Origin of the sequence: Methylobacterium organophilum, from assembly GCF_022179465.1 — a bacterium.
Taxonomy (GTDB): Bacteria; Pseudomonadota; Alphaproteobacteria; order Rhizobiales; family Beijerinckiaceae; genus Methylobacterium; species Methylobacterium organophilum.
The window spans coordinates 12,689-37,215 of the sequence record NZ_BPQV01000019.1; the positions used below are offsets into that span (position 1 = coordinate 12,689).

The window sequence follows — 24,527 nt, forward strand, 5'->3', positions numbered from 1 at the left end:
GGCCTGAGCTCGTCGCAAGGCCACGCTCTTCGGTGCAGGGCGCCTCAGCGGTTCCGGCCGAGCAGGACGAGCCAGCCGAGACCGAGCACGGCCACCGTCAGGCCGATGATGACGAAGACCGGCGTGCCGAGCTCCATCAACCGTGGCGCGATCTGGGTGGCGAAGGCGGCCACGACGAGGCCGACCGCGACCCGGGCGGCCCCGCGCTCGATGCCGCGCACGAGCTTGTCCATGCCCTTCAGCTCGATCTCGACGGTGACGCGGCCCTGCTTGAGCCGCACCAGCATCAGGTGGATCAGGGTCGGCAGCTCCGAGGCCGCGCCGTAGAGCCCAGTTCCGAGCGCCTCCGCCTTGCGCAGGAGGCCGCGGGCCGAGAAGGTGCTGCGCAGGGAGGCCCGCACCGTGGGGCCGGCCGCAGCGAAGAGGTCGAAGCCCGGATCGAGCTGGCGCATCACGCCGTCCGCCGTCACCAGCCCCTTGAACAGGATGGCGAGGTCGGTCGGCATGGCGAGGTCGTTCTCGCGGGCCATGGTCATGAAGTCGGTGAGCACGAGCCCGAGATTGAGCGGCACGCTCGAATGGGTCTGGACGAAGTTCTGGGCGGATTGCTCGAGCTTGGTCAGGTCGGGATTCGAGGTGCCGGTCCAGTCGAGCAGGGTCGCCATCAGGCCGTCGACATCCTGCTTCAGCATGGCGCCGATCAGCACCAGGAGCTGCTGGCGGCGCTTGTGCGAGAGCCGGCCGACGATGCCGAAATCGATGAAGCCGATGCGGTTGCCCGGCATCACCAGCAGGTTGCCGGGATGGGGATCGGCGTGGAACACGCCCTCGATCAGCGCCATGCGCAGGAAGGCGTCGCAGCCCTTCTGGGCGAGCAGCTTCTTGTCCGCGTCGATCGCCCGCAGGGCGGCGGCGTCGTTGGGCGAGATGCCGTGGATGAATTCCTGCACCAGCACCCGCTCGGAGCACCATTCCCAGTAGATCTTCGGGATCACGATGTCGTCGCGGCCGGCGAAGATCTCGGCGATCATCTCGCAGTTGCGGGCCTCGTTGAGCAGGTCGAGCTCGCCGTTCAAGCCGGAGGCGAGGTGGCGCATCTGCTCCTGCGGCTGGTAGCGGGCGAGCTCCGGCCATTCCGTCTCGACGATGCGGGCGCCGTGGGCCATTAGGCGCAGATCCGCCTCGATGATCTTGCGCAGGCCCGGCCGCAGCACCTTGACCACGACCTCCTCGCCCGAATGCAGGCGCGCCCGGTAGACCTGGGCGATGGAGGCGGAGGCGATCGGGTTCGTGTCGAACTCGGCGAAGACCTCGTTGGGCGGGGCGCCGAGATCGGCCTCGAGCTGCGGGCCGATCAGCGACCACGGCACCGGCTTCACCTGGCTGTGCAGCTTCTCCAGCTCGTCGGTCCAGACCGGCGAGAGCAGGTCGGGCCGGGAGGCCAGGATCTGCCCGAACTTGATGAAGGTCGGCCCCAGGGCCTCGATCGCCCGGCGCAGGCGCTCGGGCTGCGACAGCCGGGTCACGTCGACCTTGGGCTGGCGGCGGGGGATCAGCGGGATGTTGCGCAGGCCGAAGCGGTCGACGGCCTTGTTGAGACCGAAGCCGATGAAGATCGTCGCGATCTCCGACAGGCGCTGGCGGTCGCGCGCGGCGACGAAGGCGGTCTTCAGCATGCTAACCGGATGGCCCGCGGCGCCGGGATTGGCAAGCGCGTCAAGGGCCACGGGCTTTAGGCTTTTTGGCGGCGTTTGCGCGCGCCCCGCCGGGCAGGCGGGGGAGGGGGCCGCAGCCCAGGCGGCCGGGGCAAGGCCGTTGCCTGCTCAGGATGATCCGTTTCGGATGCACAGGCGATTTATTCAAGATTAACCAAAAGCCCGTTCAATGCACGGAGGCTTAAGGTTGATTCTTCCCTAAACGGCGGAGCCGGTCTCTTCGGACCTCACCCGCGGGGCGTCTTACGACGCGCCGCGCGAGAGCCGGCCTGCGCCCGTGCGGGAACGCGTATCCGAGTGATGCCCGCATGGATTACGTCGCGTATTCTTCGATCCGTCGCGTGCGGCGCCGCTCCCGCTCCCGCAACCGCTTCCTGCCGATGCTCGCCCTCGCGGCGATCGGGGCCGCCGGCTATGGCGGCCTCCTCCTGAGGCACGACGCCGAGCCGGTCGCGGTCGCCGAGGCGCCCCAGGCCGAGCGGCCGGCGCCGGAGCCGCAGGCGACCCCCGCGCCGAGCTTCGCCTGGATGCTCGACCCGAGCCCAGCCCTCGGCCGCGGCGCCCAGACCCTCGGCCTGCCCAACCGGCCCGTTCCCGCCGCCCGTCTGGCCGCGGCTCTGCCGCAGAGCCAAGAATCGGCCCCGGCCGAGGCGATCACCACGCCTGCCGCCTTGCCCGCCCCGAAGCCGGCCCCGCGGATCCTGGCCGAGACCCCGGCCGCCGCGCCGAAGCCCGTCGCCCAGGCCGTGCCCCTGCCGGTCTCCCGCCCGCCGGAGCTGCGGCCCGCGAACCCGCCCCAGACGCCCCGCATCTTGGCGAGTCGCTCCTTGGCGAGCCGCGCCGTGGCAAGCCGCGTCACCACGCAATCGACCCGCAGCGTCTTCGCCGCGGCGACCCCGCAGCCGCCCGCCGCCGAGCGCTCCTTCTTCGAGACGATCTTCGGCGGCGATTCCACGCCCGCCAGCGAGCGCAGTTCGGCGACGGCGCTGGCCTATGCCGGCCCCGACAGCGACGCCATCGCGATGACGCCGCGCAACCGCCTGCTGCCCGCGCCGCCCTCCGTCAGCAGCGGCGCCACCGCCGTCTACGACATCACCGCACAGCGGGTCTATCTGCCGAGCGGCGAGGTGCTGGAGGCCCATTCCGGCCTCGGCGCCGCCCAGGACAACCCGAACCACGTGCATCTGCGCATGCGGGGCGCCACGCCGCCCGGCACCTACGACCTGCGCGAGCGCGAGGCCCTGTTCCACGGGGTGCGGGCGATCCGCCTCACCCCGGTCGGCGGCAGCGGCACGATCTATGGCCGCAACGGCCTGCTCGCCCACACCTACATGCTCGGCGCGAGCGGCGCCTCGAACGGCTGCGTCGTGTTCCGCAACTACGACCGCTTCCTGCAGGCCTATCTGCGCGGGGAGGTCCGCCGCCTCGTCGTGGTGGCGAGCGGCGGCCGGGACGCGATGGCCAACATCGCCAACCGCTGAGGAAGGCCCGGCACGAAACGAAAAATCCCCCGGGTGGACCCCGGGGGATTTTTTGGGCCGTGGCGGCGCCGGGCCGATGACTGGTCGATCTTGCTACTGGTCGATCTTGGCGCCGAGCAGGGCGATGGCCTTCTGGTAGACGCCGGCATCGTTCCAGCCCTGGATCGCGGCGAAGTTCGGCTCGCCGGGCTGATAGCCCGCGCCGGGCCGCCAGCCATGGGCCTTGAGGAAGTTCGCCGTCGAGTTCAGCGCGTTGGCCGAGCTGTCGAGGCTGCCGCCGACGCCGTAGGTCAGCACGTTCTTCGGCAGGAACTGGGTGTGGCCGACCTCGCCATGGGCCGCGCCCCGGGTGCTCGGCGTCAGCACGCCGCGATCGACCAGGGTGAGGGCCGCATAGAGCTGGTCGGTGAAGAAGGCCGAGCGGCGGCAATCATAGGCGAGCGTCGCCACCGCGGAGAGGGTGTTCACGTTGCCCTTCACCGCGCCGAAGCCGGTCTCCATGCCCCAGATCGCGAGCAGGGGACCCGGCGGCACGCCGTAGCGCTGCTCGATGGCGGCGAAGAGGGCCGCGTTCTGCTGCTTGAGCGCGCGCCCGCGGGCCACGATGGTCGTGCCGCCGCGCTTGGCCAGGAACTGGTCCAGGGAGAGCTTGAAGCTCTTCTGGCCGCGATCAGCCGAGATGGTCGCCGTGGAATAGCTCGTGCCCTGGAGCGCGGCGAGGCTCGCGGCGCTGGCCCGGCCCCGGGCCTCCTCCGCGAATTCGCGCTTCCACGCCTCGAAGCCGGCCGCCGTGTTGCCGCATTGCGCAGCCTCGGCCCGGCCGGCCAGGCACGCCAGCGCCAGGCCGAGAACCGCCAGACGCTTCCTGTCCCCGCTTCTGATCATTCGAAACTCCTCGTACGCGGCGGGTATAAGAACCGCTGCTCTTCCGGAGCAAGCTTAGCCGCCCCGATCGGCAGGGCTATATAAGGAAGATCTGCGCGGTTTCATGGCCGCGGCCGCCACTTCCGCGCGAGCGTGGCACCGAAACCTCAGCACGGCGCCCCCCGCGGCGGGACGGCGTCACGCCTCTGTGATCCGCCCGGGCCGCCGAGAACACGGCCAAGGCGCCCCTGAACGGCAAAGGGCGCGACCCCTGTCCGGGAGTCGCGCCCTGTCTCGCGAGGCGGCCGACCGCCTCGCCGGGTCGGCGGCGCCTCAGGCGGCGACGGCGGACTTGCGGCCGCGGGGCTTCTTGGGCGCCTCCTCGGTCGTCTCGACCTTGGTGCGGCGGCCGCGGGCCTTCGGCGCCTCGGTCACGGTCTCGCTGGCCTCCGCCGCCATCTCGGCGGGGCGGCGGCGCTGCTGGCCGAGGCCGAGATCCTTGGCGAGGGCCGAACGCGCGGCGGAGTAGTTGGCCGACACCGTCGGATAGTCGGCCGGCAGGCCGTAGCGGCGGCGATAGGTCTCGAAGTCCAGCCCGTGCGTGGTCAGGTGGCGCTTGAGCGTCTTGTAGGGCTTGCCGTCGATGAACGAGATCAGCGCGTCGGGCGTGATCGACTTCTTGATCTGGGCCGGCGTGGCCTTCTCGATGTCGTCCTCGACCGGCGCGGCGGGCGCCGAAAGATTGACGAGGGCAGCATGGACCTGGGCGATCAGGCCCGGCAATTCGGCGGCGGGCATCGAGTTGTTCGAGACATAGGCAGACACGAGATCCGCCGCGAGTTCGATACGATCGATCGACGCCACCTGGCTTTCATCCGACATATAACAGGGCCCTTTCTTTTTCCCTGTCTCGGAGCTACCGCTCCTGTGCAGGAATTCAAGCGAATTCCTGTATGGAAACCTGTAAAAACCGGAAATCCGCCGATTCTTGCGTGTTTTTGCGCGTATAGCGCGAATTCGGAGAGCCCTGCTCGCAGGATTAGGTTGCTCAGAAAGCCCGCGCGCAGAGCCGCGGCAGGCTTGGCGAGACGTTGATTCGTCCAGAAGTGTTCCTGGCGTGGACCAGGCGGGAAAAGGCGAGAACTCCCGAAGCTCAGGCAAACATGCCCCGGCTCTAACCCGGTCGTCCGGGCGGCTTTCATCGCGCGCTTGTTGTCATCTTCCCCCGCGGCCGAGGGCAGGCGGCCTTCTGATGGGTCCTTCACCTGACGAGCGTATTCCTCTGCACGCTCGGCGAGGATGCGGCGGCTGGCGCCGGCCGGTCGCAAAACGTCGGGCAAAGGCCCGAATGCGAAAGGGGCGGCTCCATGGAGCCGCCCCTCTGCCTGTACTGTCGATGGACGAGGAAAGATCAGGCGCGGTTCGGTCAGGCCCGCAGCGCCGCGTCCAGATCCTCGATCAGATCCTGCGGATCCTCGATGCCGATCGAGAGGCGCACGACCTCTGGGCCGGCCCCGGCGGCGCTCTTCTGCGCGTCGGTGAGCTGGCGGTGGGTGGTCGAGGCCGGGTGGATCACCAGGGAGCGGGTGTCGCCGATATTGGCGAGATGGCTGAACAGCCGCAGGTTCGAGACCAGCTTCACGCCCGCCTCGTAGCCGCCCTTGAGACCGAAGGTGAACACCGCGCCGGCGCCCTTGGGCGTGTAGCGCCGGGCGAGCCCGTGATACTTGTCGCTCTCGAGGCCCGGATAGCTCACCCATTCCACGAGGGAGTGATCCTTCAGGAAGGTCGCGACCTTCAGGGCGTTGTCGGAATGGCGCTGCATGCGCAGCGGCAGCGTCTCGATGCCGTTGAGGATCAGGAAGGCGTTGAAGGGCGAGAGCGCCGGCCCGAGATCGCGCAGGGACAGCACCCGCACGGCGATGGCGAAGCCGAAATTGCCGAAGGTCTCGGAGAGCACCATGCCGGCATATTCCGGCCGGGGCTTGGAGAGCATCGGGTAGCGCTCGTCCCCCTCCCAGCGGAAGCTGCCGCCGTCGACGATAAGGCCGCCGATGGAGTTGCCGTGGCCGCCCAGGAACTTGGTGGCCGAATGCACGACGATGTCGGCGCCGTGCTCGAAGGGCCGGATCAGGTAGGGGGTCGCCATCGTGTTGTCGACGATGAGCGGGATGTTGTGGCGCTTGGCCACCGCCGCGATCGCCGCGATGTCGGTGATGACGCCGCCCGGATTGGCGATCGACTCGATGAAGATCGCCTTGGTGCGCGGGGTGATCGCCGCCTCGAAGGAGGCCGGGTCGTCGGTATCGGCCCAGACGACGTTCCAGCCGAAGTTCTTGTAGGAATGGTTGAACTGGTTGATCGAGCCGCCATAGAGCTTGTTGGCCGCCACGAACTCGTCGCCCGGCTGCATCAGGGCGTGCAGGGTCAGGAACTCCGCGGCATGGCCGGAGGCGACGGCGAGCGCCGCGGTGCCGCCTTCGAGGGCGGCGATGCGCTCCTCCAGCACCGCATTGGTCGGGTTGGTGATGCGGCTGTAGATGTTGCCGAAGGCCTGCAGGCCGAACAGCGAGGCGGCGTGGTCGACATCGTCGAACACGAAGCTCGTGGTCTGATAGATCGGCGTCGCCCGCGCGCCCGTGGCCGGGTCGGGGCTCGCCCCCGCATGGATCGCAAGCGTGTTGAAGCCGGGCTGGCGGTCGGTCATCGCTAAAGTCTCCCGCGGGCCGTTTACGCCCCGCCTTCGCGCCGTTGCAAGCGGGCAGGCGCAGGCCCGCCGTGCGCTTTCGCCCCGGCTGCCCGGAGGAACCGCATTCGCCCACCGAAGTTCTCGGCGAACGTTTTCTCAAGAGAACCCGAGGTGAGCGATGGCGGCGGCGGCCAAGGACGACCACGAGGCGATCTACAAGGACTTCAAGGCGGCGGTGAACATGACCGCCTCCGCTCTGGAAACGTTCCTCGAGACCGAGGAGAGCCGCTCCGTCGGCCAGAAGACGGAGGGCGGCGAGGCCACGGGCCACAAGTCCGGCCGCCAGATCGTGAGCATCCTCCACAAGAAGAAGGCCGATCTCAGCGACGACGACTACGCGCATATGAAGAAGGTCGTCGGCTACGTGCACCGCCACCTCAAGCAGGGCGGCCCGGAGGACAAGGCCAAGCGGGCGGACTCGCCCTGGCGCCTCTCGCTGATGAACTGGGGGCACGATCCGCTGAAGGCGTGAGCCCCTCGGGCCCGCGCCCGGGGAGGGGATCGCACCACTACCCTGGCGTGTCGCCGAGGCGGCTTCCCCTCGGCCCGGGAGCGCTCTAGACCCGGCCGTCTTCCTGATACGGTCGGAGTGTGCTCGATGGCGAAGGTCGCGTTTCTGGGGCTCGGCGTGATGGGCGCGCCGATGGCCGGCCACCTCGCCGCGAAGGGCCACGAGGTCACGGTCTACAACCGCACCGCCGAGAAGGCGAAGGCCTGGGTCGCCAAGCATGGCGGCGCCTTCGCCGCCACCCCGCGGGAGGCCGCAAAGGGCCAGGCGATCGTATTCGCCTGCGTCGGCAACGACGACGACCTGCGCAGCGTGACGCTCGGCGAGGACGGCGCCTTCGCGGGCATGGAGCAGGGCGCGGTCTTCGTCGACCACACCACGGCCTCCGCCCAGGTCGCCCGCGAACTCGCCGCCGCCGCGGAGGCCGCCGGCCTCGCCTTCATCGACGCCCCCGTCTCCGGCGGCCAGGCCGGCGCGGAGAACGGGACGCTCACCGTGATGTGCGGCGGCCCTCCCGAGATCTATGCCCGCGTCGAGCCGGCGATCCTCGCCTATGCCCGGGCGAGCCGCCTGATGGGCGAGGCGGGCTCCGGCCAGCTCACCAAGATGGTCAACCAGATCTGCATCGCCGGCACCGTGCAGGGCCTGTCCGAGGCCCTGCATTTCGCCAAGCGGGCCGAGCTCGACGTCGAGGCCGTGCTGGAGGTGATCGGCAAGGGCGCCGCCGGCTCCTGGCAGATGGAGAACCGGGGCCGCACCATGAATGCGGGGGCGTTCGATTTCGGCTTCGCCGTCGAGTGGATGCGCAAGGATCTCGGCATCCTCCTCGCCGAGGCCCGCCGCAACGGCGCCAAGCTCCCCCTGACCGCCCTGGTCGACCAGTTCTATGCCGAGGTCGAGGCCATGGGCGGCAGCCGCTGGGACACCTCCGCGCTCATCGCGCGGCTGGAGCGGTGAGCGCCTCGCTCGCCAGCGCCAGGGCCGCCTCCGGGCGGGTCCAGATCCAGTCCTCGCCCATCTGGTGGCGGAACCAGGTGAACTGGCGCTTGGCGTAGCGGCGGGTGTCGGCCTGGCCCCGGCGCACGGCCTCCGCGTAGGGGAGGGCGCCGTCGAGATGGGCGATCAGGCCCGGCACGCCGTGGGCGCGCATCACCGGCAGCATCGGGTCGAGGCGGCGCGCGCGCAGGGCCGCGACCTCGTCGAGGGCGCCCGCCGCCATCATCGCCAGGAACCGGGCATCGATGCGGGCGCGCAGGGCCTCGCGCTCCACGTCGAGGAAGATCCGCAGCAGCGGTTGTCCGGCGAGCGGCCCGGGGGCGCGCCGGCCCTGGAAGGCGGCGATGGGCCGGCCGGTGGCGCGGAAGATTTCCAGGGCGCGCATCACCCGCATCCGGTCGGAGGGGCGCAGCGACGCCGCCCCTTCCGGATCGAGCGCGGCGAGTTCGGCGTGCAGCGCCTCGGTCGGGCGCCCCTCCGCCTCGGCCCGCACCGCCGCGCGCACGGCGTCGGGCACCTCCGGCATGTCGGAGAAGCCCTCTTCGAGGGCGCGGAAATAGAGGCCGGTGCCGCCGACGAAGATCGGCAGCCGGCCCGCCCGGCCGGTCTCCTCGAGCAGGGCGGCGGCCGCCCGCTGGAAATGGCCGACGGAAAAGTTCACCGCCCCGTCGACGCTGCCGTAGAGGCGGTGGGGCGCCAGGGCTTCCTCGTCCACGCTCGGCCGGGCCGAGAGGCGGCGCAGATCGGCATAGACCTGCATGGAATCCGTGTTGATCAGGCTGCCGTGAAACCTCTGCGCCAGGGCCAGCGCCAGGGCCGACTTGCCCGAGGCGGTCGGCCCTGCGATGAGGACCGCGGCGGGCCGCTCCCGGCCCGCGCCCGACCTGTCCGCGAGCGGCAAGACTGTTCTCCCATGACTCTCGTCGCGAGCCTGATAGCAAACCCCGCCCGGCCCGCCATCACCGATGCGGTGCTGGCCGAGGCGCGCCGGGTGCTCCGCACGGACCATCAGCCGCGCATCCTGCACGGGCAGGTCGCCGCGGAGATCCTCGTCGAGGGCGGTGAGGCCGAGCCGCTGGAGGCGCGCCTGCGCGAGGTCTTCGCCGGCGAGCCGATCGACGTCGCCGTCCTGCCCGGCGGACCGCATCGGCGCAAGCGCCTGTTCCTGGCCGACATGGATTCCACCATGATCGAGCAGGAATGCATCGACGAGCTCGCCGCCACCCTCGGCCTCAAGGCGCATGTCGCCGCGATCACCGAGCGGGCGATGCGCGGAGAGATCGCCTTCGAGCCGGCCCTGCGCGAGCGCGTGGCGCTCCTCAAAGGGATCGAGGCCGGCGTGATCGACGCCCTGATCCGCGACCGCATCACCCTGACCCCGGGCGGCCGCACCCTGGTGGCGACGATGCGTACCCACGGCGCCCGGACCTGCCTCGTCTCCGGCGGCTTCACCCTGTTCACCGGCCCGATCGGCGCGACGCTGGGCTTCGAGGAGACCCGGGCCAATCGGCTCGGCCTGGAGGCGGGCCGCCTCAGCGGCACGGTCGAGGAGCCGATCGTCGGCCGCGAGGCCAAGCGGGCGACACTGATCGAAGGGCGCGAGCGCCTCGGCCTCGCTACCGAGGAGACGCTGGCGGTGGGCGACGGCGCCAACGACCTTGCCATGCTGGGCGAGGCCGGTCTCGGCGTCGCCTTCCGGGCCAAGCCGGCGGTGGCCGCCGCCGCCCGCGCCCGCATCGACCACGGCGACCTGACGGCGCTGCTCTACCTGCAGGGATTCGGCGCGAGCGAGTTCGTGGTCGGCTGAGGCCTCAGTGCAGGGTGCGGGCGAGGACCACGACAGCCCCGACGACGGCGAGGGTCTGGAACCCGACCGCACCGATGACCCATTTCACGGTTTCGGCCTTCGCCGCCTCGATCTTGGCCTCGAGCTGGAAACGCAGCTTCTCGACCTCGGCCCGAACAAGGCCGATCTCCGCCTTGACCTTCTCGATTTCCACCTTGACCAGGCCGATCTCGACCTTGACCTTTTCGGTCTCCGCCTTGACGACGCCGATCTCGACCTTGACCTGATCGATTTCGGCCCGCAGCCGCTCGGTCTCCGCCTTCACGAGAGCCGTCTCGGCCTTGATCTGAGCCGTTTCCGCCTTGATCTGAGCCGTCTCCGCTCTGATCTGAAACGTCTCGGCCTTGATCTGAGCGGCCTCCCCCCTGGTCTGAGCCGTATCCGATTTCACCAGCTCGATGTCGGAGCGGACATCCGAGACGTCGGACTTGGTCGCCAGATCGGCCTGCATCACCTCGGCGATGGCGCCGGCGAAGCCTTCGGCCTGTTCGGCCGGAAGGCGTGCCTTCTCCCGCAGGGATTGGGCGAATTTCAGGGTGTCGAACGCGACGGCGTTCATCGGCGGCGGGCTCTCGCCTGGAGCGAACGGTATGGATGTGATGGGGCCGGCGCCCGCCCTTCGTCAATGGAGACCAAGACGGGTGCAGATAGCACCGGCACGTAAAAAAGCCGCCGCCCCGGAGAGGGCAGCGGCGTCGAGTTCAGCGTCCCGGCGGCGGGATCAGTCCAGGCCGATCGCCACGAAGCGCACGTCGCCGGCCGCGCTCGCCACCAGCAGCAGCACGGACTTGCGGCCTTCCTTCTTGAGCGCGTCGATCCGCTTGGTCACGTCGGCGGGGCTGCTCACCGCCTCCTGGCCGACCTCGACGATGACCTCGCCCGCCTGGATCCGCTTATCCGCGGCGGTGGAGGAGGGGTCGACGCGGGTGATGACGACGCCCTTCACGCTGTCCTTGATGCTGTAGCGGCGGCGCAGCTCGTCGGTGATGCCCGAGAGGTTGAGGCCCAGGGCCTGCCGGGTCACGCTCTCGGCCTCGGGCTGCTTGGCATTGGCGAGCTGGGGCTTCTCGTTGTCCTCGAGCCGGCCGAGCACCACGGACTTGGTCTGCTCGGCGCCCTTGCGGACCACCACGACATCGACCGTCTTGCCCACGGGGGTGGTGGCGACGATGCGCGGCAGCTCGCTCGACGACTTCACGGGCACGCCGTTGAACTTGGTGATCACGTCGCCGACCTGGAGATCGGCGCCCTTGGCCGGGCCCTTCTCGTCGACGCCGGCGATCAGGGCGCCGGTGGCGCCCTTGAGCCCGAGGGCCTCGGCGGTGGCCTCGTCCACGTTCTGGATGCGGACGCCGAGCCAGCCGCGGCGGACCTCGCCGAACTCGCGCAGCTGGCTCATCACCGGGCCGGCGGTGTTCGAGGGCACGGCGAAGCCGATGCCGACCGAGCCGCCGGACGGGGACAGGATCGCCGTGTTGATGCCGATCACCTCGCCGTCCATGTTGAACAGCGGGCCGCCGGAATTGCCCTTGTTGATGGCGGCGTCGGTCTGAATGTAGTTGTCGTAGGGGCCGGAATCGATGTTGCGGCCCCGGGCCGAGACGATGCCGGCCGAGACCGAGCCGCCCAGGCCGAACGGGTTGCCGATCGCCATCACCCAGTCGCCCGGGCGCATCTTGTCGGAATCGCCGAAGGGCACCGCCTTGAGCGGGCGGTCGGCCGGCGGCTTCACCTTAAGGACGGCGAGGTCGATCTTCGAATCCTTGCCGACGATCTCCGCCTTCAGCTTGGTGCCGTCGTGCAGGATGACCTGGATGTCGTTGGCGTCGCCGATGACGTGGTTGTTCGTCACCACGATGCCGGCCGCGTCGATGATGAAGCCGGAGCCGAGGGAGTTCGACTTGCGGGACTGGCGCTGGCTGTCGTCGTCCCCGCCGCCGCGGCCGCCGCGCTTCTTGAAGAACTCCTCGAAGAGATCCTCGAAGGGCGTGCCCGGGGGCAGTTGCGGCATGGCGCGGCCGCCCCGGTTCGACGCTTCCACCGTGGTCGAGGCGGAGATGTTGACGACGGCGTCGGTCACCTTCTCCGCGAGATCGGCGAGCGACTCGGGGCCGCGGGCGAAGGCGGGCATCGGCAGCACGCTGCCGGAGACGGCGACGCCGATCATCACCGCCGCGAGCGCCGAGCGGGCGTGTCGCCCGAGCGCGGGAAGGCGGTCCGGAAGGGTGCCGGGCGCGACGAAACGCATCGATCGACCTCTTGAATTCTCTGCCGCTGCCGAAGCGTGCCTATAGATCGGCAGCACGGTCCTGCAATCAAGTGCGGCGCGCGCGCCCTTCGGGAGGACCCGCGCGCCGCCGTCTCGGGAGTTCGCCGCCGTCAGGGCGCGGCGTTGGTCTGCGCGCCGGCCTTGCCGCCGGCGGCGGGCGGGCGGCCCTGCGGATCGTTGAAGAACCGGAAGAAATCCGAGTTCGGGCTCACGACGAGGCGCGTGTCCTGCGACTTCAGGCTCTGCTCGTAGGCCTGCATCGAGCGGTAGAAGGCGAAGAAGTCGGCGTCCTTGCCATAGGCCTCGGCGAGGATGCGGTTCTTCTCCGCGTCGCCCTGGCCGCGCATCTGGTCGGCCTTGCTCTGCGCCTCGGCGAGGAGCACCGTCACATCGCGGTCGGCCTTGGCGCGGATGGTGGCCGCGGCCTGGTCGCCGTTGGCGCGGATATCGGCCGCCTCGCGCTTCCGCTCCGAGGCCATGCGGTCGTAGACGGCCGAGGAGTTCTTGGCCGGCAGGTCGACGCGGGTCATGCGCAGGTCGACGATCTGAACCCCGAGCTCCTTGGCGCGCTGGTTCACGTCCTCCTGGATCTCGTTCATGAGATCGGCGCGGTCGGTCCGCACGATGGCGTCGCGGCTCGAGCGGGCGAGCACGTTGCGCAGGGACGAGTTGGTGAAGCTCGCCAGGCGCTGGTTGGCGAGCCCGATGGTGCCGACCGACTGGTAGAAGCGCAGCGGATCGACGATGCGGTAGCGGGCGAAGGCGTCGACCTCCAGGTTCTGGCGGTCGGCGGTGAGCAGCGTCTGCACCGGCAGGTCGAGGTCGAGCACGCGCTTGTCGTAGATGACCACGTTGTCGACGAAGGGCACCTTGAAATACAGGCCCGGCTTGTTCTCGCCGGTCTGGTTCAGCACCGAGCGCACGCGCCCGAGCTGGAGTACCAGGGCCTGCTGCATCTGCCCCACGGTGAAGAGCGAGGCGTAGAGGCCGACCACGATCGCCGCGGCGACGATGATCAGGCCGGTGCGGAGCACGGGATTGTTCATCGGCCGGCTCCCGCGCTCGGCGTGCCCGCGGCACGGCCCGGGTGGTCGGTCAGCGGAAGCACCGGCAGCACGCCCGCCGCGGCGCCCGCCGCGCCGGCGGCCCCGCCCTGGTCGATGATCACCTTGTTCACGGAGCCGAGCACCTTCTCCATCGTCTCCAGGAAGATGCGCTCGCGGATGATCTGCGGCGCGGCCTTGTAGGTCTCGTAGACCTGATCGAAGCGGGCGGCCTGGCCGGTCGCCTCGGCGGTGGCCTGGGCCCGGTAGGCCTCGGCCGCCTGCAGGATCTGCGAGGCGCGGCCACGGGCCTGGGGCACCTCGCGGCTCGCATAGGTCTCCGCCTCGTTGCGGGCGCGCTGGGCGTCCTGCTGGGCGGCGTTCACGTCGATGAAGGCGGGGCGCACCTCGGGGGGCGGGTTCACGCTGGTGAGCTGCACCACCTCGATGCGCACGCCGGCGCCGTACTCGTCGAGGGCGGCCTGGATGATCTCCTTGACCTCCTGGGTGATGCTCGACTGCTCGTTGGTGAGGATCGCCTGGATGTTGCGCCGGCCGATCACCTCGCGCATCGCGCTCTCGGCGATGGCCTTGATCGTCCCCTCCGGATTCTCGAGGTTGAAGACGTAGTCCTCCGCCTTGAGCGGGTTGACGCGCCACTGCACCTCGAAATCGAGGTCGACGATGTTCTCGTCGCCGGTGAGGATCAGGCTCTCCTCGGGCTTGTCGACGGTGCGCGTCGCGCCCGAGGCCCGGTAGCCGATCTGGATCGAGTTGACCTGGCCGACATTCGGCTTGACCACGCCGCCGATCGGGGCCGGGAAGTTGTAGCGCAGGCCCTCACCGCTCTGGCCGGTATAGCGGCCGAAGATGGTGTTGATGCCGACCTCGTTCGGCTTCACCGTGTAGAAGCCGGTGAGCAGCCAACCGCCCACCAGCAGGCCGGCCACGAGCACGAGGCCCTTGCCGCTGCCGAGGCCGCCGCGGCCGCCGCCGCCATTGGGGAAGATGCCGCGCAGGCGGTCCTGACCGCGCCGGAGCAGATCTTCGAGATCGGGAGGCGTCTTGCCGCCGCCGCCCCCGCCCCAGGGGCCGCCGCCATTGCCGCCGCCGGGACGGCCCCAGGGTCCCCCCCCGCCGCCACCGCCGCTCTGATTGCTCCAAGGCATGCTCGACGTGTTCTCCTGCTCCGCCGGGCTAACGCGCGAGGCGCCCCACCCCTTCCCGACACGCCCTTCGGCCGGCCGGGATTTTCGTTGGACCGAAAACCGCTTAGGCGCGGGGCTCCGAGCCGTCCGCACCTGAGTGGCGCCACCCCGTCCTGTCAAGGCTGCCAAGTGGTGCTTCCCGCCGCCAACCGCAACGGTCACGCTCTGCGCAATCTCCGCGCAGGGGCCCCGGCGGGGCCGCCCGGCTCACGCCACCCGCTCCAGATCGACGAAATGGAAGGCGTGCTCGTCATGGGGGCCCGGCGCATGCGCCTCGCGCCGGGTCTCGCGAAAGGCGCCGCGGTCGAAATCCGGGAAGAGCACGTCGCCCTCCGGCGCCGCGTCGACCTCGGTGAGGTGGATCAGGGCCGCCCGGGGGAGGGCGAGGCGGTAGATCTCCGCGCCGCCCACCACCATCAGCTCCGGCGCCCGCGCGGCCTCCAGGGCCTCGTCCCAGCCATGCACCACCTCCGCCCCCTCGGCGGCAAAGCCTTTGTCGCGGGTCAGCACCAGGGTGCGCCGGCCCGGCAGGGGCCGGCCGATGGAGTCCCAGGTCTTGCGGCCCATCAGCAGCGGCTTGCCCATGGTGAGCGCCTTGAAGCGCTGCAGGTCGCTGCGCAGGCGCCAGACCAGGCCGTTGTCGCGGCCGATCACGCCGTTCCGCGCGACGGCGACGACGAGGGTGATGCGGGGCGCCATCAGACGGCCACCGCCGCGCGAATCGCCGGATGGGGATCGTAATCCTCGATGGCAATGTCCTCGTAGGTGAAGTCGAAGAGCGAGCGCACCGCCGGGTTCAGGCGCAGGCGGGGCAGAGGCCGCGGCGTCCGGGTGAGCTGGAGGCGGGCCTGATCCAGGTGGTTCACGTAGAGATGCGCGTCGCCGAAGCTGTGGACGAAATCGCCCGGCCGCAGCCCGGTCACCTGCGCGACCATGGCGGTCAGCAGCGCGTAGCTCGCGATGTTGAAGGGCACGCCGAGGAAGGCGTCGGCAGAGCGCTGGTAGAGCTGGCAGGAGAGCCGCCCCTCGGCCACGTAGAACTGGAACAGGCAATGGCAGGGGGCCAGCGCCATGCGGTCGAGATCGGCTGGGTTCCAGGCCGAGACGATCAGGCGGCGGGAATCCGGGTTGCGGCGGATCTGCTCCACCACCTCGGCGATCTGGTCGACGGTGCCCCCGCCCGGCTTCTCCCAGCTGCGCCACTGCTTGCCGTAGACCGGGCCGAGATCGCCCTCCGCATCCGCCCATTCGTCCCAGATCGTCACGCCGTTGGCCTGGAGGGCGCGCACGTTGGTGTCGCCCTGGAGGAACCAGAGCAGCTCGTGGATGATCGAGCGCAGGTGGAGCTGCTTGGTGGTGACGAGGGGGAAGCCCGCGCCGAGATCGAAGCGCATCTGGTGGCCGAACACCGACAGGGTGCCCGTGCCGGTGCGGTCGTCCTTGCGGACGCCCTGCGTCAGGATGCGGTCGAGCAGGTCGAGATAGGGTTGCATGGCGCCACGTCGGAGAGGGACGGGCAGCATAGGCAGCCGGGCCGCCCACCGGAAGCGCGCCGCACCGGGCGCCAACAGGCGGATCGCCCCAGGGTGAATCAGTGCGCCGGCCAGAGCAGGTAGGCGACGAGGGCGAGGTTGCTCCAGCCATGGAGCAGGATGCAGGGCCAGAGCCGCCCGGTGCGCCAGCGCAGCCAGCCGAGCACCAGGGCGAGGGGCAAGAGCGTGATCGGCCGGGCGAAGCCGAGCTCGGAGACATGGGCCACGCAGAACAGGAGGGCCGTGGTCACGATCGCGCCGGCCGGGCGCATCACGTCGCCGGCCCGGGCGAAGGTGGCCCCGCGCAGGAGCAGTTCCTCGCCGAGCGGCGCCAGCAGCCCGACATAGGCGAGCCACAGCACCAGCATGGTCCGGCTCATATAAGGAGAGAGATGCACCCCGCGGGCGAAGGGCACGTGCAGGGCCTCCGACGCGCCGCTGACCCAGGCGATGTGGAGCGCGGGCCAGAGGAAGAAGAGCAGCCAGAGCCGCTTGAGGCCCCGGCGCGCCGCCGCGGGTCTGGCCAGCCCGAGCCGCACCCGCCAGGCCGGCCCGTCGCGCCAGCGCGCGGCGGCGACCACCATCAGCGCCAGGCCGAGCTGGCGCAGGATGTCGACGGCGAGTGCCCGGGCATTGACCTCCGCGAGCGGCAGGAGCGGCCGCTGCGCCTGGGGCAGGAGGGGGTTGATCCCGAGGCGCAGGTCGCCGGCCACCCGCACCAGCAGGATCGCGGACAGGGTGGCGATGACGAGGTAGAGGACCGGCTGCAGGACGACGAGGACGATGCGGCCGAACCAGACGAGACGCGAGGGCGCGGCCCCGATCGCAGGGCCGGCCGGATGCATCCCGGCCACAGCCGCGTCGCCGAACGGGGGGAAGCGCGGATCGCTCTTCAAAACCGCCCTCGGTCCCTCTATATTCCCCTGGCCGGTCGCGAGACCGGCTATGGCGATAAACGTTCTTCGCAATAAACCTATCGGACCCGGGGGCGGTACCCGGCGCCTCCACCCGAACCCATGACGGAAGGCCGCAAGGCGCGACATGGGTTCCGGCGGGGGCGAAATAGGATCGACGAGGGCGTAAAGGTTGAGCTTTCGCTCGGCATGGTTCCGCCGTTATCGGGCCAATGCAATAGTTGCCAACGACAACTTTGCTCCGGTGGCTGTCGCCGCGTAAGCGGTGCCAAAAACCGATCTAAAGTCCTAGCGGGTAGCACCGCATAGGCGGGGTTCGGAGGTACCTGGCAACAGAAACCTCCACTTGATTTTCCATGGCCCGACGTGCCCCGTGTCCGGCAGGGCCCGGGCAGAGCGAGCGCCGATGGCAGAAGACCTCATCCGGTACGACCTCCTGGTGCAGGACGCCCTGCGCGGCGTCGTGCGCAAGGTCCTGAGCGATGCGGCCCGCGACGGGCTCTCGGGAGAGCACCACTTCTACATCTCGTTCCGCACCGAGGCGCCGGGCGTGCGCATGTCGCAGCGCCTGCGCGAGAAGTACCCGCAGGACATGACGATCGTCCTGCAGCATCAGTTCTGGGATCTCGGCGTCACCGAGCACGCCTTCGAGGTGGGGCTGTCCTTCTCCGGCGTGCCGGAGCGGCTGCTGATCCCGTTCGATGCCCTGTCCGGCTTCTTCGATCCCTCCGTCCAGTTCGGCCTGAAGTTCGACCAGAACGAAGCCGGCGAGGAAGCGGAGGAGGAGGCGGCGCCCTCGACCAAGCCGGGCCCCCGCGGCGCGGCCTCCGAGCCGGCCGAGGTCTCCCCCAAGGGCGGCACGCTCACCGCCCTGCCGAATGCCGCGAAGATCGTGCCCGCCCTGCCGGCCAAGCCGGAGGCGGCCGTCGCCGAGGACAAGGGCGCCGACAAGCCCGCCAAGGACAAGCCGGCCGCGGCCAAGGGCGAGACCAAGGAAGGCAGCGCCGAGGTCGTGAGCCTCGACGCCTTCCGCAAGAAGAGCTGAGTCGCGATCCGAGCCGATCCGCCGAAGGTCGCCCTTCGGCGGAAGATGCGTACCGTCAGCGCCGCTCCACCCGCAGGCGCAGGCCGCTCTCGGGGCGCAACGTCACCCGGTGGAGCGGGGTGACCGGCGGGTGCCGCGCGGGCAGGCCGAGCCGGACCGCGCGCACCACATGCGCCAGAACCAGCGTCGATTCCTGCAGCGAGAAGCTCTGTCCGATGCAGACCCGCGGCCCCGCCCCGAAGGGCAGGTAGGCGTAGCGCGGGATCGCCTCGCGCCGCGCCCCCGAGAAGCGCTCCGGATCGAAGGCGTCGGGCTCGTCCCAGAGCGTCTGGTGGCGGTGCAGCACGTAGGGCGCGACGATGACGGTCGAGCCCCGCGGGATCTTGATGCGGCCGAGCCGGTCCTCGCGGATCGCCTGCCGGCTCATGAAGGGCACCGGCGGGAAGAGGCGCATGGTCTCCTCCATCACCGCCCGGGCATAGGGCAACCGCTCGAGGGCGAGCCGGCCTTCCGCGTCCGCGGCCGCATCGGCCTCCGCCTCGAGGCGGTCGCGCACGCCCGTATCCTGCGACACGCAGTAGAGCGCCCAGGTCAGCGCATTGGCCGTGGTCTCGTGGCCGGCGGCGATGAAGGTGACGATGTTGGCCTTCACCTCCAGGTCGCTCAGGCCCTGGCCCGTCTCGGGATCCTGGGCGGCGAGCAGGAGGGTCAGCAGGTCCTCCGGCGCCGCGCCGGCGGCCATCAGGGCCCGGCGCCGCTCGATCAGCTCGTCCACCACCTCCGCGAAGAAGCGCATGGCGGGGCGTGCCCGCAGGCGGCCGAGCCGCGGCACGAAGCCGGGCACGCCGAACACGTCGAGGGGATCGATCGGCCCGACCGATTCGAGAAAGCGGGTGATGGCGCGGCCCAGGGCGTCGGGATCCCGCGGCAGGCCGTGGGTGAAGATGGTCCGCTCCAGCACGTCGAGGGTGACGCGGGTCATCTCCGCGACGATGTCCACGGCGGCCCCGTCCCGCCGCACCAGCCGCTTGGCGACACGGGCGCCCGCGGCATCCATCGCCGCGACGAAGCCGCCAACATGGCGGGCGGAGAAGATCGGCGCGAGGGTGCGGCGCTGGAGCCGCCATTCCTCCCCCTCCGCCGTGAGCAGGCCGTTGCCGAGGCCCGGCGCCAGCACCCGGCGCTGGAGATCGTCCTTGCGGTAGTTCTTCGCGTTCTCGACGAAGAGGTAGCGCACCAAGGCCGGGTCGCTGACCACGGTGAGCCGGCCCATGGCGCCCTCGGCCGCGACCACCGGCTCGCGGAAATGCGCCTGCGTCCAGGTCGCGACCGGGTTGGCGCGCACCGCCTTGAGGAAGGCGAACAGGCCCAGGGGCCTGGTGAGCGGCGGCGGGACCCGGGGGCGGAAGAGCGGCGCCGCGGGCGGCCCATCGCCCCGCGCCCCGGCCAGCACAGTTTCCGGCATCGCATTCCTTGCGCATACGGCGCGGACAGTGGCGTCCGCCTGTCAGCGGCGGCATCGCGCTCGCCCCGCCTCTTCGGTAAGTAGGGGCCGCAACGCCAGCCACGAAGAGGCCACGATGTCGCCGCTCACCGCGCAAGCCGGGACCGAGACCCGAACCGAATCCGATACCTTCGGTCCGATCGAGGTGCCCGCCCACCGCTACTGGGGGGCGCAGACGCAGCGCTCGATCCAGAACTTCAAGATCGGGGTGGAGAAGCAGCCGGCGCCGATCGTGCACGCCCTGGGCATCGTGAAGCAGGCCGCCGCCCTGGTGAACAAGGATCTCGGCGGCCTCGATCCCAAGATCGCCGATGCCATCGCCGCCTCCGCCGCCCAGGTCGCCGCCGGCGCGTTCGACGACGAGTTCCCCCTCGTGGTCTGGCAGACGGGCTCGGGCACCCAGTCCAACATGAACGCCAACGAGGTGATCGCGAGCCTCGCCAACGAGCGGCTCGGCGGCAAGCGCGGCGGCAAGGCGCCGGTGCACCCGAACGACCATTGCAACCGCGGCCAGTCCTCCAACGACACCTTCCCCACCGCCATGCACATCGCGGTGGCCATGGAGATCCAGAACCGGCTGATGCCGGCCCTGACCCATCTGCACGACGCCCTCGACGCCAAGGCCAAGGAGTTCGGCGGCATCGTGAAGATCGGCCGCACCCATCTCCAGGACGCGACCCCGGTCTCGCTGGGCCAGGAATTCTCCGGCTACGTCGCCCAGGTGGCGCTGGGCGGCGCCCGCGTCGCCGCGACCCTGCCGGGCGTCCTGGCCCTGGCCCAGGGCGGCACCGCCGTCGGCACGGGCCTCAACGCCCATCCGGAATTCGCCGACCGCTTCGCCGCCAAGGTCGCCGAGCTGACCGGGCTGCCCTTCACCTCCGCCGAGAACAAGTTCGAGGCGCTCGCCACCCACGATGCCCTGGTCTTCACGCAGGGGGCGCTGACGGCGCTGGCCTCCGGCCTGTTCAAGATCGCGCAGGACATCCGCCTGCTCGGCTCCGGCCCGCGCTCCGGCCTCGGCGAATTGTCCCTGCCGGAGAACGAGCCCGGCTCCTCGATCATGCCGGGCAAGGTCAACCCGACCCAGTGCGAGGCGCTGACCATGGTCTGCGCCCAGGTGATCGGCAACGGCACCACGGTGAGCTTCGCCGGCAGCCAGGGCCATTTCGAGCTCAACGTGTTCAAGCCGGTGATCGCCAACGCGGTGCTGCAATCGATCCGCCTGCTGGCGGATGCGGCGGTGAGCTTCACCGACAATTGCGTCGTCGGCATCAAGGCCAACACCGACAAGATCGCCGAGCTGATGAACCGCTCGCTCATGCTGGTGACGGCGCTCGCCCCCTCGATCGGCTACGACAAGGCCGCCGAGATCGCCAAGACCGCGCACAAGAACGGCACCACCCTCAAGGAGGAGGCGCTGCGCCTCGGCTACGTGACGGAGGCCGAGTTCGAGCGCGTGGTGCGACCCGAGACCATGCTGGCGCCGAGCGCCGAGTGATAGCATTCTCGTTCGCCCCCGGGCCGTCACGGCCCGGGCGGCGGAGGGAGGGGGCGATGGGCGAGATCATCAACCTGCGGCAGGTGCGCAAGGACCGGGAGCGCGCCGAGAAGGAGGCCAAGGCCGCGGAGAACCGCGTCGCCTTCGGCCGGCCGAAGAAGGCCAAGACCCTTCAGGAGAAGCGCAAGCGCCTCGAGACCGACCGCCACGAGGGCCACCGGCTGGAGCGGCCGGAGGGCGAGTGAGGCCGGCTCCGGCCCCCTTGACCCGCCCATGAGCGTCGGCATCCTGAAGCGCTCGGTGATGATCGCCGGGCATCGCACCAGCGTGTCGCTGGAAGAGCCGTTCTGGGCGGCGCTGCAGGCCATCGCCCGCGGGCGGGGCAGCTCCGTGCAGGCGCTGATCGGGGCGATCGACGCGGAACGGGGGGAGCAGAACCTGTCCTCCGCCATCCGCGTCTTCGTGCTGGCGGCGGTGCGGCGGGGGGAGGGGGCCTCCGAGCCCCCCACATGAAAACGCCCGGCCGCGGGACCGGGCGTTTCCTGGATGTTTCGGATCGCTCCGATCAGGCGGTGAGGACGGTCGAGGGCTCGACCTTCACGCCCGGGCCCATCGTCGAGGTGACGGCGATGCGCTGGATGTAGGTGCCCTTGGCGCCGGCGGGCTTCGCCTTGGCGACCGCGTCGGCGAAGGCCTTGATGTTCTCCACGAGCTTCTGCTCGTCGAAGGACACCTTGCCGACGCCGGCATGGATGATGCCCGCCTTCTCGACGCGGAACTCCACCGCGCCGCCCTTGGCGGCGGCGACGGCGCCCTTCACGTCCATGGTGACGGTGCCGACCTTCGGGTTCGGCATCAGGCCGCGCGGGCCCAGCACCTTGCCGAGACGGCCGACCAGCGGCATCAGGTCCGGGGTCGCGATGCAGCGATCGAACTCGATCTTGCCGCCCTGGACGATCTCGAGGAGATCCTCGGCGCCGACGATGTCGGCACCCGCCGCCTTGGCGTCGTCCGCCTTGGCGCCGCGGGCGAAGACCGCCACGCGGACCGTGCGGCCGGAGCCGTTCGGCAGGTTGCAGACGCCGCGGACCATCTGGTCGGCGTGACGCGGATCGACGCCGAGATTCATCGAGATCTCGACGGTCTCGTCGAACTTGGCCGAAGCCTTCGCCTTCACGAGCTTGATCGCCTCGTCGATGGCGTAGAGCTTGGTCGCCTCGATGCCCTCGCGGGCGGCGCGGATGCGCTTTCCTTCGCGTGCCATGTCGCCCTCCTTACGCCGTGACTTCCAGGCCCATGGCCCGGGCGGAACCGCGGATCATGGCGACGGCCGACTCGACGTTGTCGCAGTTGAGGTCGGGCATCTTCTTCTCGGCGATCTCGCGCAGCTGGGCCTCGGAGACCTTGCCGACGGTCGGGCCCTTGCCCGGGGTCTTGGAGCCGGAGGCCGGCTTCTTGCCGAGCTTCAGGCCGGCCGCCTTCTTCAGGAAGAAGGTGACCGGGGGCTGCTTCATCTCGAAGGTGAAGGACCGGTCCTGATACGCGGTGATGATCACCGGGATCGGGGTGCCCTTCTCCATCTGCGCGGTCTTCGCGTTGAAGGCCTTGCAGAATTCCATGATGTTGAGGCCGCGCTGACCGAGCGCGGGACCGATCGGCGGCGACGGATTGGCGGCGCCGGCCGGGACCTGAAGCTTCACGTAGCCCGTGATCTTCTTCGCCATGGGACTGCTCCCAAAGAAAGTCCGCCGCCGGGCTGCCTAGGCCCGGGCACGAAGCGGACGGTTGCAGGTCGCGGTGCGATCCGTGGATCCCGGAGGCGAAGCCGGGCGGATCTCCCGCGGGGTGTTGGCGGCCCTTTCAGAAAGCGCCGCCGTTTCCAGGTCGCCATGCGACCGAGAAATCTTCCGTCAGAAGTATGTCAGTGCTGACTGACTTCCTTCGGCAAAAAAAGATCAGGCCTTCTCGACCTGGCCGTATTCGAGCTCGACCGGGGTGGCGCGGCCGAAGATCGACACCGCCACCTTGAGGCGGGAGCGGGCCTCGTCGATCTCCTCGACGGTGCCGTTGAAGGAGGCGAAGGGGCCGTCCGCGACGCGCACGGTCTCGCCGATCTCGAAGGAGACGGACTGCTTCGGGCGCTCGGCGCCCTCCTGCACCTGGCCCTTGATGCGCTCGGCCTCGGCATCCGGGATCGGCACGGGCTTCGACTTGTCGGCGCCCAGGAAGCCGGTCACCTTCGGGGTGTTCTTGATGAGGTGGTAGACCTCGTCGGTCAGGTCGCACTTCACGAGCACGTAGCCCGGGAAGAACTTGCGCTCGGCATCGACCTTGCGGCCGCGGCGCACCTCGGTGACCTTCTCGGTCGGGACCATGACCTCGTCGAACAGGTCCGTCAGCCCGCGCTGGGCCGCCTGGTCCTTGATGGACTGCGCGACCTTGTTCTCGAAATTCGAGTAGGCGTGGACGATGTACCAGCGCTTCGACACGGTTCCGTTCAACTCCTAAATGACCGCCAGCCGCCTCAGGCGCCGATGCCGAGGATCAGGCCGACGACGAAGCGCAGCACCTGGTCCACGACCGTGAAGAAGGTGCTGGCCAGCACGACCATGACGAAGACCATGATCGTGGTCACCGTGGTCTCCTTGCGGGTCGGCCACGTGACCTTGCGGCCCTCGTCGCGCACCTGGGCCAGGAACTCCAGCGGGCTCGCGCGCTTGGGCGCGGGGCGGGCCGGAGCGGCAGGCCGCTGCGGGGCGGGGGCCGCCGTTCCACGCGCGGGCGCGCGCGCCGGGTCCACCTTCTTCGTCGCTTCGTTCGATGCCATGGCGCTTCAAACAACCGGATACGTACCGAGAAAATCGCGGACGCGATGCGAGGGGCCGTGAACAACGCCCGCACCGACACACGCTAACGATCTCGGAGTGCGCCCGCTCTAGCGCAAGAGTCCCGGCTTGTCGATGGGCTCGGGAAACCGTCGCCGGCTCTTCGCGAGAAGACGCGCCCTTCGATGCCGAACCGGAGACCGTCCTGGAAACCGCTTCGGCGAAGAGCGCTCAGACCCTCCTGCCCGCTGGCAGGAGTGGAGGGACTCGAACCCCCAACCCCCGGTTTTGGAGACCGGTGCTCTGACCAGTTGAGCTACACTCCTACGGGCGCCGCGGCGCGGCTCGCCTCATGCCGCAAGGCGGAGCCGGATGCAAGGGGCGCCGAACGCGAACAGGGCCGGCACGAGGCCGGCCCTGCGACAATCTCCACGAAAAGGCGGCCGGCGAAGCGGCGCGCCCGGCGTGAACGCTCAGTCGTTGATGGCGGCGACGACGCCGGCACCGACGGTTCGGCCGCCTTCACGGAT

General features: G+C 70.1%; 25 protein-coding genes, 1 tRNA gene and 1 other RNA gene. 9 read left to right on the top strand and 18 right to left on the bottom strand.

Going from position 1 to position 24,527, the window contains the following annotated elements; all coding sequences use genetic code 11:
* Positions 1–44 precede the first annotated feature (44 nt).
* On the bottom strand, positions 45–1,676 hold the full coding sequence (locus MFF21_RS23075; protein ID WP_238314891.1) for an ABC1 kinase family protein: 1,632 nt from the start codon (positions 1,674–1,676) through the stop codon (positions 45–47).
* Positions 1,677–2,023: 347 nt separating this feature from the next.
* Here MFF21_RS23075 and MFF21_RS23080 point away from each other — a divergent pair, with 347 nt between their 5' ends.
* A complete protein-coding gene (locus MFF21_RS23080) occupies positions 2,024–3,196 on the top strand; it encodes a DUF2778 domain-containing protein (RefSeq protein WP_238314893.1) in 1,173 nt (390 codons plus the stop codon).
* A gap of 93 nt (positions 3,197–3,289) precedes the next feature.
* Here MFF21_RS23080 and MFF21_RS23085 read toward each other — a convergent pair whose 3' ends face one another.
* The 3 genes from MFF21_RS23085 to MFF21_RS23095 all read right to left on the bottom strand — a co-directional run bounded on the left by MFF21_RS23085 (position 3,290) and on the right by MFF21_RS23095 (position 6,767).
* A complete protein-coding gene (locus MFF21_RS23085) occupies positions 3,290–4,081 on the bottom strand; it encodes a lytic murein transglycosylase (RefSeq protein ID WP_238314895.1) in 792 nt (263 codons plus the stop codon).
* Positions 4,082–4,393: 312 nt separating this feature from the next.
* On the bottom strand, positions 4,394–4,942 hold the full coding sequence (locus tag MFF21_RS23090) for a Ros/MucR family transcriptional regulator (RefSeq protein ID WP_238314897.1): 549 nt from the start codon (positions 4,940–4,942) through the stop codon (positions 4,394–4,396).
* A gap of 544 nt (positions 4,943–5,486) precedes the next feature.
* Entirely contained in the window at positions 5,487–6,767 is a 1,281-nt protein-coding gene (locus tag MFF21_RS23095) for an O-acetylhomoserine aminocarboxypropyltransferase (RefSeq protein ID WP_238314899.1), read from the bottom strand.
* A 160-nt stretch (positions 6,768–6,927) separates the two neighbouring features.
* Between MFF21_RS23095 and MFF21_RS23100 the strand changes: the two genes are divergently transcribed.
* Both MFF21_RS23100 and MFF21_RS23105 read left to right on the top strand, forming a co-directional pair.
* On the top strand, positions 6,928–7,281 hold the full coding sequence (locus MFF21_RS23100; protein ID WP_238314901.1) for a DUF3140 domain-containing protein: 354 nt from the start codon (positions 6,928–6,930) through the stop codon (positions 7,279–7,281).
* A 126-nt stretch (positions 7,282–7,407) separates the two neighbouring features.
* Positions 7,408–8,274 (top strand): NAD(P)-dependent oxidoreductase, encoded by an 867-nt coding sequence (locus MFF21_RS23105; RefSeq protein WP_238314903.1) that lies wholly within the window; start codon positions 7,408–7,410, stop codon positions 8,272–8,274.
* Here MFF21_RS23105 and miaA read toward each other — a convergent pair.
* Entirely contained in the window at positions 8,252–9,214 is a 963-nt protein-coding gene (gene miaA / locus MFF21_RS23110; protein WP_238314905.1) for a tRNA (adenosine(37)-N6)-dimethylallyltransferase MiaA, read from the bottom strand. The two genes, MFF21_RS23105 and miaA, sit on opposite strands and share 23 nt — an antisense overlap.
* A gap of 12 nt (positions 9,215–9,226) precedes the next feature.
* Between miaA and serB the strand changes: the two genes are divergently transcribed.
* Complete coding sequence (serB, locus tag MFF21_RS23115) at positions 9,227–10,120, top strand: phosphoserine phosphatase SerB (protein WP_238314906.1); 894 nt, start codon at positions 9,227–9,229, stop codon at positions 10,118–10,120.
* Positions 10,121–10,124: 4 nt separating this feature from the next.
* Here serB and MFF21_RS23120 read toward each other — a convergent pair whose 3' ends face one another.
* The 7 genes from MFF21_RS23120 to MFF21_RS23150 all read right to left on the bottom strand — a co-directional run bounded on the left by MFF21_RS23120 (position 10,125) and on the right by MFF21_RS23150 (position 17,107).
* Entirely contained in the window at positions 10,125–10,718 is a 594-nt protein-coding gene (locus MFF21_RS23120) for a CCDC90 family protein (RefSeq protein WP_238314908.1), read from the bottom strand.
* Positions 10,719–10,880: 162 nt separating this feature from the next.
* Positions 10,881–12,407 (bottom strand): DegQ family serine endoprotease, encoded by a 1,527-nt coding sequence (locus tag MFF21_RS23125; protein ID WP_238314910.1) that lies wholly within the window; start codon positions 12,405–12,407, stop codon positions 10,881–10,883.
* A gap of 131 nt (positions 12,408–12,538) precedes the next feature.
* Positions 12,539–13,474 carry a protease modulator HflC gene (gene hflC, locus MFF21_RS23130; protein WP_238314912.1) on the bottom strand — a complete coding sequence of 312 codons (936 nt, stop codon included), beginning with the start codon at positions 13,472–13,474 and terminating at the stop codon, positions 12,539–12,541.
* Positions 13,471–14,640, bottom strand: coding sequence for an FtsH protease activity modulator HflK (gene hflK / locus MFF21_RS23135; RefSeq protein ID WP_238314914.1), 1,170 nt, complete (start codon positions 14,638–14,640; stop codon positions 13,471–13,473). Before hflK ends, hflC begins: the two co-directional genes overlap by 4 nt.
* Before the next feature lie 246 nt (positions 14,641–14,886).
* Positions 14,887–15,378: a dihydrofolate reductase gene (locus MFF21_RS23140; protein ID WP_373325085.1), complete on the bottom strand. Its 492-nt coding sequence runs from the start codon at positions 15,376–15,378 to the stop codon at positions 14,887–14,889.
* Positions 15,378–16,172, bottom strand: coding sequence for a thymidylate synthase (locus MFF21_RS23145; protein ID WP_238314916.1), 795 nt, complete (start codon positions 16,170–16,172; stop codon positions 15,378–15,380). Before MFF21_RS23145 ends, MFF21_RS23140 begins: the two co-directional genes overlap by 1 nt.
* 98 nt (positions 16,173–16,270) lie before the next feature.
* Positions 16,271–17,107: a CPBP family intramembrane glutamic endopeptidase gene (locus MFF21_RS23150; protein ID WP_238314918.1), complete on the bottom strand. Its 837-nt coding sequence runs from the start codon at positions 17,105–17,107 to the stop codon at positions 16,271–16,273.
* Here MFF21_RS23150 and ssrA point away from each other — a divergent pair.
* Together ssrA and MFF21_RS23160 are read left to right on the top strand one after the other, a co-directional pair.
* Positions 17,099–17,472, top strand: a transfer-messenger RNA (tmRNA) gene (gene ssrA / locus MFF21_RS23155). The genes MFF21_RS23150 and ssrA overlap by 9 nt on opposite strands.
* Before the next feature lie 59 nt (positions 17,473–17,531).
* Positions 17,532–18,170 carry an SspB family protein gene (locus MFF21_RS23160; protein WP_238314920.1) on the top strand — a complete coding sequence of 213 codons (639 nt, stop codon included), beginning with the start codon at positions 17,532–17,534 and terminating at the stop codon, positions 18,168–18,170.
* 55 nt (positions 18,171–18,225) lie between these two features.
* Here MFF21_RS23160 and MFF21_RS23165 read toward each other — a convergent pair whose 3' ends face one another.
* A complete protein-coding gene (locus MFF21_RS23165; protein ID WP_238314923.1) occupies positions 18,226–19,635 on the bottom strand; it encodes a cytochrome P450 in 1,410 nt (469 codons plus the stop codon).
* A gap of 115 nt (positions 19,636–19,750) precedes the next feature.
* Here MFF21_RS23165 and fumC point away from each other — a divergent pair, with 115 nt between their 5' ends.
* The 3 genes from fumC to MFF21_RS23180 are packed head-to-tail and all read left to right on the top strand — an operon-like array spanning position 19,751 to position 21,685.
* The gene (gene fumC, locus MFF21_RS23170) at positions 19,751–21,172 is read left to right on the top strand and encodes a class II fumarate hydratase (RefSeq protein WP_238314925.1); all 1,422 of its coding nucleotides are present in this window, start codon (positions 19,751–19,753) and stop codon (positions 21,170–21,172) included.
* 56 nt (positions 21,173–21,228) lie between these two features.
* On the top strand, positions 21,229–21,417 hold the full coding sequence (locus tag MFF21_RS23175; RefSeq protein WP_238314927.1) for a DUF4169 family protein: 189 nt from the start codon (positions 21,229–21,231) through the stop codon (positions 21,415–21,417).
* 28 nt (positions 21,418–21,445) lie between these two features.
* The gene (locus MFF21_RS23180; protein ID WP_238314930.1) at positions 21,446–21,685 is read left to right on the top strand and encodes a ribbon-helix-helix domain-containing protein; all 240 of its coding nucleotides are present in this window, start codon (positions 21,446–21,448) and stop codon (positions 21,683–21,685) included.
* A 52-nt stretch (positions 21,686–21,737) separates the two neighbouring features.
* On the opposite strand, the gene rplA is transcribed toward MFF21_RS23180, so the two are convergent.
* From rplA to MFF21_RS23205, 5 genes are all read right to left on the bottom strand, one after another.
* Positions 21,738–22,436 (bottom strand): 50S ribosomal protein L1, encoded by a 699-nt coding sequence (rplA, locus tag MFF21_RS23185; RefSeq protein WP_238314932.1) that lies wholly within the window; start codon positions 22,434–22,436, stop codon positions 21,738–21,740.
* A 10-nt stretch (positions 22,437–22,446) separates the two neighbouring features.
* Positions 22,447–22,896 carry a 50S ribosomal protein L11 gene (gene rplK, locus MFF21_RS23190; protein ID WP_238314934.1) on the bottom strand — a complete coding sequence of 150 codons (450 nt, stop codon included), beginning with the start codon at positions 22,894–22,896 and terminating at the stop codon, positions 22,447–22,449.
* Positions 22,897–23,127: 231 nt separating this feature from the next.
* Entirely contained in the window at positions 23,128–23,661 is a 534-nt protein-coding gene (nusG, locus tag MFF21_RS23195; RefSeq protein ID WP_238314936.1) for a transcription termination/antitermination protein NusG, read from the bottom strand.
* 35 nt (positions 23,662–23,696) lie between these two features.
* Positions 23,697–23,999, bottom strand: a complete 303-nt coding sequence (gene secE / locus MFF21_RS23200; protein WP_238314945.1) for a preprotein translocase subunit SecE — start codon at positions 23,997–23,999, stop codon at positions 23,697–23,699.
* Between the two features lie 247 nt (positions 24,000–24,246).
* Positions 24,247–24,323: transfer RNA gene (locus MFF21_RS23205), tRNA-Trp, on the bottom strand.
* Between the last annotated feature and the right edge of the window lie 204 nt (positions 24,324–24,527).